Source organism: Brevibacillus sp. RS1.1 (assembly GCF_013284365.1).
GTDB lineage: Bacteria > Bacillota > Bacilli > Brevibacillales > Brevibacillaceae > Brevibacillus > Brevibacillus brevis_D.
Map to the genome: position 1 here is coordinate 766,915 of NZ_JABSVA010000002.1, position 13,922 is coordinate 780,836.

General features: G+C 49.5%; 12 protein-coding genes. 3 read left to right on the forward strand and 9 right to left on the reverse strand.

Annotation, left to right across the window (positions count from 1 at the left end):
- The 3 genes from HP570_RS09125 (at position 1) to HP570_RS09135 (ending at position 3,908) form a co-directional block, all read left to right on the forward strand.
- Entirely contained in the window at positions 1-1,377 is a 1,377-nt protein-coding gene (locus tag HP570_RS09125) for a YheC/YheD family endospore coat-associated protein (protein ID WP_012685094.1), read from the forward strand.
- Positions 1,378-1,418: 41 nt separating this feature from the next.
- A complete protein-coding gene (locus tag HP570_RS09130) occupies positions 1,419-2,726 on the forward strand; it encodes a YheC/YheD family endospore coat-associated protein (protein ID WP_012685093.1) in 1,308 nt (435 codons plus the stop codon).
- Positions 2,727-3,062: 336 nt separating this feature from the next.
- Entirely contained in the window at positions 3,063-3,908 is an 846-nt protein-coding gene (locus tag HP570_RS09135; protein ID WP_173625519.1) for a hypothetical protein, read from the forward strand.
- A 57-nt stretch (positions 3,909-3,965) separates the two neighbouring features.
- Here the strand turns inward: HP570_RS09135 and HP570_RS09140 are convergent, their stop codons facing one another.
- The 9 genes from HP570_RS09140 to HP570_RS09180 are packed head-to-tail and all read right to left on the reverse strand — an operon-like array spanning position 3,966 to position 13,908.
- Positions 3,966-4,472, reverse strand: a complete 507-nt coding sequence (locus HP570_RS09140) for a hypothetical protein (protein ID WP_173625520.1) — start codon at positions 4,470-4,472, stop codon at positions 3,966-3,968.
- Between the two features lie 58 nt (positions 4,473-4,530).
- The gene (locus tag HP570_RS09145) at positions 4,531-6,210 is read right to left on the reverse strand and encodes a hypothetical protein (protein ID WP_173625521.1); all 1,680 of its coding nucleotides are present in this window, start codon (positions 6,208-6,210) and stop codon (positions 4,531-4,533) included.
- Between the two features lie 3 nt (positions 6,211-6,213).
- Positions 6,214-7,080 (reverse strand): hypothetical protein, encoded by an 867-nt coding sequence (locus HP570_RS09150; RefSeq protein ID WP_231850571.1) that lies wholly within the window; start codon positions 7,078-7,080, stop codon positions 6,214-6,216.
- A 47-nt stretch (positions 7,081-7,127) separates the two neighbouring features.
- Positions 7,128-8,150, reverse strand: coding sequence for a bifunctional UDP-N-acetylglucosamine diphosphorylase/glucosamine-1-phosphate N-acetyltransferase GlmU (gene glmU / locus HP570_RS09155; RefSeq protein WP_012685088.1), 1,023 nt, complete (start codon positions 8,148-8,150; stop codon positions 7,128-7,130).
- Positions 8,147-8,353, reverse strand: coding sequence for a hypothetical protein (locus HP570_RS09160; RefSeq protein ID WP_012685087.1), 207 nt, complete (start codon positions 8,351-8,353; stop codon positions 8,147-8,149). Before HP570_RS09160 ends, glmU begins: the two co-directional genes overlap by 4 nt.
- Before the next feature lie 55 nt (positions 8,354-8,408).
- Positions 8,409-10,241 (reverse strand): glutamine--fructose-6-phosphate transaminase (isomerizing), encoded by a 1,833-nt coding sequence (gene glmS / locus HP570_RS09165; protein WP_173625522.1) that lies wholly within the window; start codon positions 10,239-10,241, stop codon positions 8,409-8,411.
- A 44-nt stretch (positions 10,242-10,285) separates the two neighbouring features.
- The gene (locus HP570_RS09170; RefSeq protein WP_012685085.1) at positions 10,286-11,647 is read right to left on the reverse strand and encodes a nucleotide sugar dehydrogenase; all 1,362 of its coding nucleotides are present in this window, start codon (positions 11,645-11,647) and stop codon (positions 10,286-10,288) included.
- 30 nt (positions 11,648-11,677) lie between these two features.
- On the reverse strand, positions 11,678-12,469 hold the full coding sequence (locus HP570_RS09175) for a response regulator transcription factor (protein WP_012685084.1): 792 nt from the start codon (positions 12,467-12,469) through the stop codon (positions 11,678-11,680).
- Positions 12,466-13,908, reverse strand: a complete 1,443-nt coding sequence (locus tag HP570_RS09180) for a glycosyltransferase family 2 protein (protein WP_142495342.1) — start codon at positions 13,906-13,908, stop codon at positions 12,466-12,468. The genes HP570_RS09175 and HP570_RS09180 overlap by 4 nt, the downstream gene beginning before the upstream one ends.
- Between the last annotated feature and the right edge of the window lie 14 nt (positions 13,909-13,922).

Here is a 13,922-nt window from a genome sequence, read left to right on the forward strand (position 1 = left end):
ATGGAAACGTTCAGAATGCGGCTTCGCTTCCTTTCCAACCCCCGTATCAGTGGGATTATTCTGCCAGCTAGTCTCTTCCAAAAGCTACAGCTACGGCAACGCCAGAAAATTAAAGTCTTACTGGGTAAAAAGGAAGTAGTCGCAACTGTCTTACAAGACAAACGCAATCCGGATGCGAATGTCATAAAAGTGACGACGCTATTGCAATCAGAGCTGGGCATTCCTCACCCTGGCTTGATCCAGCTCAAACTAGAGGGTTCCGCGCTCCGGATCGGTCCTTCAATCGGGATCGTTACGACTGGCATCAGACGAGATCCCAAGCAGCCAATTGGCCCACGCACCTCGTTTTTTCACAATTTGTTACAGGCCCAAGAAGGGAAAGGCGTTTTCTACTATATATTTTCCCCAACCGATGTAGACTGGGAATCGAATACGGTCAAAGCGTGGTTTTTGCGCAGAAACAAATCAGGCAGCTACTTTTGGAAAAAGCATGTTACCGCCATGCCCGATGTCGTCTATGATCGTATTCCCTCTCGTTCAGCAGAAAAACATGAAGCCGTTCAGGAATTCAAGTATCGACTCGCCAGTTACCCCAATTTACCGATGTTCAATCAGGGCTTTTTCAACAAATGGGGCGTGCACCAGCTGCTGTATCCGAATCCAGAAGTGAATGAGCATATCCCGGAGACTTATACCTCTCCTTCCCTTACAACAGTTCGAGACTTGCTGCGTAAATACCCTATCGTTTATTTGAAGCCCAAAAACGGAAGTCTCGGGTATGGCATTGTCAAAGTTGTTCGCCAGGCAGGCGGTGGCTTTACTGCCTCCTATCATACAGGCAGCGGCAATGTAAAAAAACAATTCTCCAAGCTGTCCAGCCTTTATCAGCATGTCTTCCGCAGTCGTCGCGTTAGTTCGTATCTGGCACAACAGGGCATTTCGCTCATGACATTCCATGGACGACCGTTTGATTTCCGTGTTCACTTGCATAAAAATCAACAAAACGAATGGGTCGTCTCCTGCACGGCAGCGAAGGTTGCCGGTTCTGGTAGCGTAACTACCCATGTACGCACAGGTGGAACTGTTATCCCTGGCGATGACCTGTTGCAGCACCTGTTTGGCAAACAAAAACCCCTCATGACTCAGCGCATTTCTGACGCGTCAATCCGACTCGCTACCGCAATTGAACTGGCAAAAGGGATTGATTTAGGAGAATTGGGGCTGGACATGGGGATTGATACACAAGGCCATGTCTGGATGTTCGAAGCGAATTCCAAGCCTGGCCGTTCTATATTCAAGCACGCCCGTCTCAAGCAGGCTGATCAGGAATCACGCAAGTTGCTCGTCGATTATAGCTGTTACTTGGCCAATTTCTAGTCGCACGCGATCTGTACCGTTTTTCAGGAAGGAGGAACACCATGCTTCAGCAGCGCTCCGGGTGGCTGACGATCCTCCCTAGCGGTAGATGGTTCGTACAGTTACCTCGGCTAGTCCTTAAACGCTCGCCAAAGCCACTGGTCGCCAGTCTCGGTCCCTTTTCTCATACGAAACGGATATACGCTGGTTTACCCCGCGTGCAAGCAAACCGTATTCGTACACGCATTAACTGGAAAATGGCGGACGACTCCCTGAAGCTTGGCCCATTATTTGGCATATTGACCGTTGGTGAAGGGGCAACATTTTTAGGAAATCGCGAGAACTTCAAGGATATTTCTCAATCGGGAAAGCAATGGGGTGCACTCGTATATGTGTTCACTCCACAAGGAATCAATTGGGAGAAGAAAAAGGTGCGCGGCTATTTGTACAACAATCGTCTAAACTCGTGGCAAGAGGTGATTCTACCTTTCCCCCATGTGGTTTACAACCGAATTCCGACGAGAAAAGCAGAACGGCGACCTGAAGTCCGAAGAACATTGAACCGCATCCATGAGATGCCAAATGTCACTTTGTTTAATCGCAGCTTTTTTGACAAGCAACAGCTGTTTACGATGCTTGAGTCCCATCTGGAAGTGCAAGCTTTTCTCCCGGAGACGAAACAGCTGGACACCTTGGCCCGCTTTCGAAGCTTTTGCACCGAACATCGCTTTGTCTACTTGAAACCTGTGCGCGGCAAAGCTGGTCAGGGAATCATGCGCATTGATTTCAAAAACGATAAGTGGTTCCTGCAACGATTAAAGGAGCATAAGGCCATTACTCGCCGCTTTTCCAATTTGAATGACGTATGGAGGCATATTAGACTTCATGTCAAGCAGCAGAAGTACATCATGCAGCAAGGCATCCGTCGTGCCCGCTACAACGGTAAACCTTTCGATGTACGCGTCCTCGTACAAAAAGATGGTGAGGGCGAGTGGAGCATAACCGGAGCTGGCATCAGAAGGGCTGGCTCGCAAAGTATCACTACTCATGTGCCACGCGGTGGCTCGATCCACTCGTTATCAACCGTTATGCAAGCCTTGTTTCATAATAATCACGAGCAAATGGAAAGACACATTCACGATACAGCGCTCGCCATCGCACGATCATTAAATGCAGAATGGACGGATTTGGCTGAGATGTCGATGGACCTTGGCTTGACAGAAGAAGGAAAGCTATGGCTCTTTGAAGCAAATGCAAAGCCGGAGAAATTCGATGAACCCTCGATTCGACAATTGTCGTTAGCGAATTTGATCCACTACGCACAGCATGTCTCCCATATGCAAAGCAAGCCAGGGAGTGCCGCAGGATAAGGGAGTCGAACAGCACTAGCTGATTCACAGACGACCTTGGTGCGATTTGCCCGTCAGGAAGGGGAACGGCGCGTCACCCAACAAACGACTGACTGACGCGATTGACCTCCAGGCTATTAGCTCATCATGGGTCAATCCTTCCTGGTTGTAGATAAACGCTACCGCAATAAGTAAATCGGCATCCTGGCTGCACGTGCGGGTAGCACTGAACAATGAGGCAAGTCACACATTTCGATCTAAAGGAACATGCCGTCTAGACTCCGGCATGTTTTTTTCGTTTCGAATGCATGACCTGATCAACCTTGGAAAAAATACTCCATGGAGGTGGTCTTAACCATGACCTACACAAATAACAATATGATGCAATCCCAGCAACAACCGCAATTCTTTGGAGCAGTAGGCCCTGCAGGTTCGATGTTCCAACCAGGCTTCGCCGGAACCAATGTACAAGAAGTACAATATTGGAACCAAGGCGGCCATGCACAATCGCTCGGAGCGCCTTCATTGGGGATGTCCTCCGGTGGGGCACAAGCGATTTTCTCCCCAGGTTTTGCAAATACGAATGTCCAAGAAGTGAGACAGCTAAATAACACTGGCTATCCACAACAGCAACAGAATTTCGGCTATGCTCAAAATCCAGCACTTCACTCCTTGCAAAACCAATCCACTGGCTATGCACAAGGCCAGCAAGCTGGCTACATACAAGCACAGCCTTCTTATCAGCAATCGGTTGGACAAGGCTCCATTTTCTCTCCGGGCTTTGCCGGCACGAATGTTCAAGAGGTTCAAGCCCGCAATCAGGTTGGCTATAGCGGCTACGGTGGACAAGCTGGCTATACGAATCAAGCAGCCTATCCGCCAGCGATGACTGGCAGTATTTTTTCGCCTGGCTTTGCCAATACCAATGTCCAGGAAGTTCGCCAGTTGAATAACACTGGCTATGGCATGTATGCGCAGCAAGGTCAGCTGCAGCAATCTCAGTTACAACAATCTCAGCTGCAACAATCTCAGCTGCAACCACAGGCATATGCCAATCAGGGGTACAGCAATCAGGCTGGCGCAGGAGCACAAGCAATTTTCTCTCCTGGCTTTGCAGGCACGAATACGCAAGAGGTTCAACAATTGAACACCCCAGGCCAAATGGCTCCTCACACAGGCTCCATTTTCCCTGGCACATTCTAAACGAGAAAAGCGTGACCATCCATCGCGACGGTCACGCTTTTTATTATGGGAGATGGTTCAGCGGTCTACCTTTTCCCAAATCGCCTGATACACGGCGTGCAAATCTTGCAAACTCTGTTCATCCACTGTAAAAATGATGCTGCCAAACACGTAGGCATCCTTCTGCACGCAGGACCATCCATCCCCGGTTGGTTGAAACTGTGCCTCCACACACGCCTCCGTCTGATCCAGCAGTTGCCGTACCGCTACATGCTTTTCCAACGATGGTCGATAGTTTTCCATCACTTGTGCAAGCCGTTCATCCTGACGCGCCAGCCGATACAGGGCAAGCTCAATCTGGAGCCAGCAGGTCACATAAAAATGGAACTCCAAAAATAACGTGTGTACAGCTGCACGGATTTTGTCATGGTCACCCGTTTCCAAGGCTGCACGTGCTTCCTGCTTTTTCTCCTGAATCAGATCAAAATGACTGACTGCTCCACGGTAAAACTTGCGCACCACGTTGTACAACATCTCTGGTGTACGCGGCGGAAGATTTCGATGTCGGTTTTGCACATCTCGCATGGCTTGTTCTCCTCTTTCCGACGCTCGTTTTCTTCTATTGTACAACAATGATGGCAGCCTACTCTTTCCCGTTTTTCCAGTAGTCATAGGCATGAATAGCGAGCCCCCAATAAGAGGAGTATCGATCCAGCACTTTTGTCACCAGATCCAGCTGCCGGTCCATTTCGCCCATGCCTTCCTCGTGAAAGGTAATCCCGTTCCCTTCGTGACTCTCTTTCGTTTCCACGGCGACGACCAGCTTTTTCTGGAGGCTCTCTGCGTACTTCATCTGATTTTCAACCAAGCCGATGATGCCAGGAGCGCGATCACGAAAGGCCATCAAGGTCGTATGATCAAGCTGTTTGATCATCCAATGCGAAAACGGCAATTCCGGCTGACCCGGAGTTGGTGTCTTGTCCAGCCATGCGGCGAGATCGACGCTTACTTCCAAGGATGTTTCTTTCTTGGTCTCTTCGACAAATGCTTCGATGTTACCCATCCATTGACGTAAGACTGCCTCTTTATCCTCGCGCCAGACAGGAAGGACATACGGCTCAATGTCTAAGTGAATGCCGTGAAATTGCTCTTCTGTCGAGACAGCCTCATTGTAGGCTTTCACCCAATTCACGAGCTTCATGATCTTGCTCCTACTTTCAGACAGAGCCCAAATCGGATGGCCCCCCATCGCATGAACCTCGATACCCGCTTCACGAGCCTCTTTCACGAAATCGCGATAATAGGAAATCGGCTGCTCCAAATCTAGACGCACATAGAGGAGATTCAACCCGTTTTGTTCTGCAAAGGAGAGAATTTCCTCCTTTTCCGTGTCAATCAATTCTGCACGCCATATGTAGGTTCCTTTGTAGCGTTGCTTCGTTGCCGGGGGCAATGGAGCCGCCTCCTTCCAGTAGCGATAATCGTGGATCGCGACGCCAGAGAAGGACGGATGCTGTGCCAAAAGGGCAGGTAATTGCTCTAATTGCTGTTGCATGAGAGCCGGACCTTCCTCTGCAAAAGAAGCGTGGTCTTCATCAAGCGGCTTCATATTCACAGCAACCAAGACACGCTTCTCTAATTCATCCGCTTCCTTCATTTCCTGATCAATCAAATTCAGGATGCCGTTTTGACCTGACAGTGTGTCACGATACGCCATGATACATACCGTATCAAACTGACCTATCATCCATTTGGACAGAGACATGTCTTCTTGTCCCGGAACAGGAATATCGTCCAGCCAAAATGGAATGGCTGCACTGGAAACCAATTCCTCATCTTCTGACACCTCGGCTGTGAACGCCTGCACATTGGCTTGCCATTCCCGAATAATCCGCTTCTGATCGTTCTCCCAAAACGGCAGGAGATACGGCTCGATGTCTAGCTGAATCCCGCGAATTCGCTCATTCTTCTGGGCTTCACGGTTGTAGCTTTTTACCCAGTGGACGATGTTCATCATCCGCTTTTCATTGCTTTTGAGTGCCCATGCGGGATGACCAGCAACCGCATGTACCTCGATTCCCATCTCTGTCGCTTCGCGGATAAAATCGCGGTAGTATTCATAGGGCTTGTTCATTTCGATTCGCAAGTAGACGAGATTAATATCGTTCCTTTTGCAGAAATCGAGAATCTCTTGTTTCTCTCTCCCGATCATTTCGGATTGCCAGATCCACGTTGCTTTACTCTTCTTCTCCGCGGGGGAAAAGCCGAACAGAAAGCCGACCGTCAGGCAGAGAACACTCAAATAGATGCGCGCAGCTTTCATTCGTCAAAGTTGCTCCTCTCGTTGACTTGCGTGCTTCCAGCTCTCGTAATCATGGATCGCACTTCCTGCAAACGCCGGATTGTTTGACAGCTCCTCCTGTAAAATGGCCAACTGGTTATTCATCTCTTTTGTGCCTTCTTCATAAAAGCTCACATGAGCGCCTTCCATCGTTTCCATGATGTTGACGCCTACGATGACCGACCCTTTTTTGCGTACATTGGCATCGTCGACGATCTTTTCTACGATTTCGACGATCCCATTTTGCCCAAGGGCTTGATTGCGGTAGGCCATTAATGTAATACTGTCGAGTCGCTGCACCATCCAGTTGCTCACTTTTTCATCACTGCCAGGAACGTTTACGGAGTCGATCCAAAAAGGCAAGTCGGCACCGACAGCAAGATCCGTATCCTTCTTCGTCTCTGCTGCCAAATAACTGACATTCTTCAGCCATTGCCGGACGATTTCTGCCTGGTCTTCCTTCCATGCAGGCAACAAATACGGCTCGATATCGACGTGAATCCCCGAAAATTGTTCATCTGGCTTGGCACTTCGATTGAACGCCTTCACCCAGGAGATGAGATCGTCGATACTCTGTCGATTTGCTGTTAACGCCCAATTTGGGTCACCGCCAAGCGCCTCTACCTTGATGCCTGCTTGGTTGGCTTTTTCAATGAAGGTACGATACGTCTCTGGCGCAACTGCTGCTGGTTCAACGTGAAGATAGATCAGGTTGATGTCATTTTTCTCGGCAAACTCGATCATTTCATCGGTTTGGGTCTTCATTTGCTTGGCATCCCATATCCAGGTTGCTTTTGTCAGGGCGGAGCGGGTGCTTGCCAACGACAGCATGATGATCGAAGTCACTGTCACAAGAAGCAATGCTATCCAAAGCCAGCTATATCGGCGAAGTACCTGCATCAGCGCTGGTCGATACCGTACTGCTGTGTCGTCGCTCCCACTCCAGCAAAAGCCCGCTCACCAAACGTACTACCGTCAACCGCTGAAAACGGCGGAATTCTCGTGTAATCCTCGATGCTCTTGTTTTTGACCAACGCGTTCGGCCCGATCTGGCAGCCTTCACCGATCTGTGTGTCACCAAAAAGGCAGGTTCCCGGATAGAGCACCGTATCACGCCCGATCATTACGTCCGAATCGATGTACGTCGAGCTCGGGTCTATCATCGTCACTCCGTTTCGCATATGGAAATCATTGATTCGCTTGCGCATTAGCTGTTCCAAATCTGCAAGCTGCACACGATCATTGACGCCATTGCCTTCTTCGGGATCATCCGTTGCAAACGCCGCTACCAAATGACCTTGCTCTTGCAATAGCCCCAGAACGTCCGGCAAGTAAAACTCCCCTTGCGCGTTTTCGTTTGAGACCATCGGCAGCATCGAGAACAGCTTTTGATTGTCAAAGCAAAAGATTCCGGTGCTGATCTCGTTCACCTTTTTTTGGCCCAAGGTCGCGTCTTTTTCCTCGATAATTTTCCGGACATCGCCGTTCTCGTCGCGAATGATCCTGCCATAGCCTGTAGGCTCGTCCACAATGGATGTCAAAACCGTGGCTGCTGCTTGTTTGAGCTGATGATACTCGAGCAAGCTTCGCAGCGTCTGTTCTTGTACGAGCGGTGTATCGCCATTCATGACAATCGTTATGCCATCCTGCGCCCCGAGAATTTCATGGCTCATCCAAACTGCATGAGCAGTTCCTAGCTGTTCCGGTTGATACGCATACTGAACACGGTTTTTCAGCTGTTCTTTGACCACTTCGGCTCCGTGACCGACAACGACGACTAAGTGCCGAAGTGATAATGGTTCCAATGTTTCTACGACATGCTCAATCATCGGCTTCCCGCAGATTGGATGCATGACCTTGTAGAGCGAAGATTTCATTCTGGTTCCTTTTCCTGCTGCGAGTACTACTGCATGTATGTTCATCCTATCGCCTCCGTCTTGGTCAACTCCCCTTTTGCAAGCTGACCTTGTTGGATTTGCTGATCGAAGTATGGTTTCAATTCATAGGTCAGTGTGTCAATCATCATGCTCAAATTAATGTCTTTCCTCTGCACGCCCAGCTGATAGGCCTGAAGCATAATCTCCAGTAATTTCTCCTGATTCAACGTCCGCTTCGAGGTGTTCATTCATCTTTCCCCCTTATTTGAATGTCTCTACCTTTCTTACGACAGACGTTTGTGTTTACTCAACTGTTACACTTTTGGCCAAATTTCGTGGACGATCTACGTCATTGCCGAGCGCAACAGAAGTGTAATAGGAAATGAGCTGGAGGGGGATCACGCCTAACACCGATGTAAACAAGGCATCTGTCTGCGGAATCAGGCATACATCATCAACCGAGCGATGCAGCTCTACATGTCCATCTAAGGTAATACCGAGAACCTTTGCTCCTCGGGCTTTTACTTCTGTAATATTACTGATCATTTTCTCATGCAGCTCATCCTGTGTAGCCAAGGCGATGACTCTCGTTCCCTCTTCGATCAGCGCCAGCGTGCCGTGCTTCAGCTCTCCTGCCGCATACGCCTCCGAATGAATGTACGAGATTTCCTTCAGCTTGAGCGAGCCTTCCATCGATACGGCATGGTCGAGTCCTCGTCCAATGAAAAACAGATGCTGCTCGTCCTTGATCGATTCAGCGAAATGACGTATCTCATCCGCATGTTGGAGAATATGCTCGACTTGATCCGGGAGCGCGGTCAGTTGTTGAAGCAGTGAGGCACGGGTGTCAGCATCCAGTGTACCCTTCGCTTGCGCCAAATAAATGCCAAGCAAGTAAAACGCAATCAGCTGCGACGTATATGCCTTCGTCGAAGCAACCGCGATTTCCGGACCTGCATTTGTCGTAATCACGTCATCGGCGTCACGGGCAATCGAGCTTCCGACTACATTGGTAATCGCGAGTACTGCTGAGCCGTTTCGTTTGGCTTCACGCATGGCTGCCAATGTATCTGCTGTCTCCCCTGATTGGCTGACGGCAATCGTGAGCGTATTGGGCTGAAAGAGTGGGCGACGGTAACGAAACTCCGACGCTACATCTACTTCTACCGGAATTTGTGCCAGTCGCTCGATCACATGCTTGCCGATCAAGCCTGCATGATAAGCGGTACCGCATGCGACAATGTAGATTTTCTCCACACGCTTGGCACTCGCTTCTGATAACTGAAGAGTAGGGAAAATAACCTTTTGCTCGGTAGTATCGATTCGACCTGTCATTGTATTGCGCAGGGCACGCGGCTGCTCGTAAATTTCCTTTTGCATATAATGCGCAAAGCCGTCTTTTTCCGCTTGTTCCTTGTCCCACTCAATCCGCACCAGCTCTCGCTCGATTGGCTCCGTGGTATCCAGACGCATGACGTGAACGGAATCTTTGGTCAGAATCGCCAGGTCTCCGTCTTCCAAAACGTACACATCACGCGTATGCTCCAGGATCGCCGGGATATCAGAGCCAATGAAATTCTCATTCTCCCCTACCCCGATAATCAACGGGCTCGCCATACGAACCGCAATCAGCTTGTCAGGCTCATGCTCCGTCATCACACCGAGGGCAAAGGCTCCGCGAATTTTGCCAGCGACCTTCTGCACTGCCGCAACCAGGTTGTTATCGTATTCCTGCGCCAAAAGATGTACGATGACCTCCGTGTCCGTCTCCGAAGTAAACGTCACGCCTTTTTCGATCAACTCCTGCTTCAGATCCAGATAGTTTTCGATAATGCCGTTATGCACGATCGAGAACTTGCCAGACTGATCAAAGTGAGGATGAGAGTTTTCGTCAGATGGTCGTCCGTGTGTCGCCCAGCGCGTATGACCAATGCCGATGGAGCCCTGCAAGCCGGACTTTTGGGTTTGGCTCTCCAGTACGTCAATTCTGCCTTTTGCCTTGCGAATGCCGATCGTTGCTCCGTCACAAATCGCAATGCCAGCGGAATCGTAGCCTCTGTATTCCAGCTTTCGCAGCCCATTGATAAGAATCGGCTGCGCTTCCCTGTTCCCGATATATCCCATAATTCCGCACATGTCTTTGGTTCCTCCCTTGTTGCGTATAATGTTGCGACTTTGTATTATGCGAGCAAGCTGACGACTTCCTTCTCCTGCTTGATAGCCACGGAGGTTCCGATGCGATACACATTCGGATTCGTGATGCCCTCAAACGCATTTCTTGTATCGATAATAGCCACTCCCAAATCCGCCAGCTCCTGATAGGCAAAGCATTGGTGATTCGTAATGAGCACCATGCAATCGTAAGTCTTGAACGCCTCGTAGTCATTGGCAATGGAATGGACGATCTCCCCTTTTTTATTCACAAAGCTCTGCGCATACGGGTCGTAATAGTCAACCGTTGCTCCGCTATTGGTGAATAGCTCGTAAATCTCCAGCCCAGGTGATTCCCGCAAGTCATCGACTTCCGGCTTGTAGGCCATGCCAAGAATCAAGATGCGCGAGCTGTTAATCGCTTTGGCGTAAATATTGAGTACCTGTGCTGTCTTGTTTCGCACATAGTCCGGCATGTTGTCGTTAATCGACTGGGCGATCTCAATAAATTGACTGTGAAAACGAAAGCCCTTGGCCTTCCACGACAAATACATCGGATCGAGCGGTATGCAATGCCCACCGATTCCGGGTCCCGGGTAAAATGGCATGAACCCGAAAGGCTTGGTCGATGCGGCCTTGATTACTTCCCAAACATTGATGCCCATTCTGTCGCACATCATCGCCATCTCATTCATGAAGGCAATATTGACGCTACGGAAGGTGTTTTCCAAAAGCTTGGACATCTCCGCCACCTTTGGCGAGGAGACCGGTACGACGGTTTTGACCAGACTGCCATACAAGAGTGTGCCTAACTCCATGCAACGTTCTGTCGTCCCGCCGATCACCTTTGGCGTATTGTACGTACTGTATTTGCGATTGCCTGGATCGACCCTCTCTGGCGAGTAGCAGAGGAAAAAATCGATGCCAGCCCTGTAGCCCAGCTTTTCAAATTCGCGCTGGATCAGCTCTTCCGTTGTTCCCGGATAGGTTGTGCTCTCCAGTGTAATGAGCATTCCTCTTTTCATGAATCGCTTGATTTGCTCGACAACGTTTATAATGTAAGAGGTGTCCGGGTCCTGATTGGGACTGAGCGGTGTCGGAACGCAAATGCTGATCGCATCTAGCTCTTCGATTACGCTATAATCAGTCGTCGGAAAAAAGCGGTTGGTCGCGAGGCATTCCTGCAAGGTTTCATTAGAAATATCCTGGACGTAAGACTCTCCTCTTTTCAGGCTCTCGATTTTTCCACCATGCAAATCGATTCCGATTACGGTATAACCGCTCTTGATCGTCTCTACGGCAAGCGGCAGCCCTACATACCCAAGCCCAATGACACCCACTCTCGCTGTCTTTCGTTGAATCTTCTGTTGCAGTTCCTCGTATCTCGCCATCCTCGTTTCTCTCCCTTTCTCTTTCTAGAATTATGAAATCAGCCTTTTCACCCTGGCTTCCAGCTCTACCGGAGAGAATGGCTTCGTAATGTAGTCAGATGCTCCCATCGCAAACGATTTTTGCACATCTTCTTCCAGACGTTTGTCTGTAAGCACCATAATCTTGCTCATGGAAGCGCTGATATGCTTGATTTTTTCCATGAGCTGGTATCCATTGAGGATAGGGAGATTCAGGTCGGTAATCACGAGATCAGGAGCGACCTCCTGATATTTTTCCATGCCATCCATCCCGTCATTGGCTACTGTAACGAGATACCCTTTGCGCTGAAAGTAGATGCTCAAAAACTCGTTGACAGTCTCATCATGGTTAACCAGCAAAATACTTGCCGGCTCTTCTCTTTGAGCGGGATTCTGCTCGTAAATCTTGATCTCCCCGTGAGCGCCTGGCTCTCTCATCTCTTGGATCATCCGCATCAGCATTTGACCGGACGAGCGGGAGCTTTCGGGAAAACTCGCAATCAACAGGCTGCCCGCAAGCAGTTTGTGCTCTTGCAAATAGTCTTTGACACGCAAAGCATAGAAATGAGTGTTCGAAAGCTTCTGTCCTTCAAGCAGGATTCCGAAGAGCTGCTTGTTTTTGTCATACACGTAGTGCAAAGCAATCTCGGAGCCGTCTCCTGAACTGGTGCCCAGGTCTTGCTTGATCAGCTCCATTGACTCTTTTGTGAGGTTTTTGCAAGCCGCTAGAATAACCCCACACGCCAATTGTTTCTCTTCCATCTTGCTCAGATGCTCGTAAAAAACAGGTACGAGATTACTCATGATCTAGCCTCCAAACTTGAAATGTTTTCGCTGCCCTTCGTCTGCCAGCTCGTCCGCGTCATCGTTCCCCAGGAGTTGTTGTTGCGCAAGTATTCAATATGACCGAGGAATCTCCAGATGACGCCGATTTGCCGATAGCCGAAGAACATCAGAATCGTATAGAAAAGCATTTTGACGATGTCCTGAAAGCGTGGATACCGTCGAAACGCGATTTCCTCCAGCAATAAGGAGCCAATACCAAGCAGCATGCCATACAGCACATTGAGCAAGCCGTAGAGTAAGAGGACATAGCCGTTGGTCATATCCAGTAAGGTGTAACCGATGAGAGCCAGTAGACCCGTGATGCGGAAGTATGGATTCAAGGTTTCAAACAGGATATTGAACGGTAGCGTGAGCATCCCGAACAGCTTGTACTTGGGGCGGAACGCCATATGTCTGCCGTACTCAATCATGTTTTTCAGATTGCCGCGTCCCCATCTGCGCCGTTGACTGCCCAAAATTTTGAGTGTATCCGGCGCTTGCGTCCAGCAGACCGCATCGGGGCAGAATGCCACTCGGTACGGCAGCTTGTTTTCCAGCATGTACTTGTGCAACTTGATGATGATGTTCATGTCTTCACCCGGATACCCCTCGCGATAGCCGCCTACCTTGATGATGTAATCCTTGCGAAAAACACCGAACGCACCTGAGACGATAATCAATCCGTTGATTGCACTCCAGCCGATCCGTCCCCCGAGAAACGCCTTGAGGTATTCGACAGATTGCATCATCGGTAAAAACTTATCTGGCAAACGAATGTCTTTCACGACACCGTCTTCGATCTTGCAGCCGTTGGCAATGCGGATATCTCCGCCGATAGCCACTGTTTCATCCGGGTTTTCCATATACACCTTCGCAATCCGAATCAGCGCGTCTTTTTCCAGCAAGGAATCTGCATCAATGGATGCGATCAACGGATAGTGGGAGAGATTGATCCCCGCATTGAGCGAGTCAGCTTTTCCCCCGTTCTCTTTGTCGATCAAATACAGATTCGGAAAAGCCGGATTGTGGTAGATTCCCCTGATGTTCGACGTATGCAAAAGCGGCTGCACCGGCATGTGCTCGGAGTAAACCAGCGAAAACTCGTCAATCAGTACCTGCAAGGTAGCATCCTTCGATCCATCGTTGACCACGAGTACCTCGTAGCGCGGATAGTTCAAGGATAAGAGCGACCTCACATTTTCAATAATCGTCAGCTCCTCGTTGTACGCTGGCACGAGAATCGAAATCGGCGGAACGTGCTCAGAGCCTGAAAGTGTCTGGAATCTCGAATAGATGGAGCTTTTTAAAATTCCCATGATGCTCTTGAACGAGAACAGCATGATGATGAAGTACAAAGAGTTGATCGCGATGACGTAATAGACCGCAAACACCCCGTAGTAAAGTAGAAAATCTCTCATGGCAGCCTCCTTTC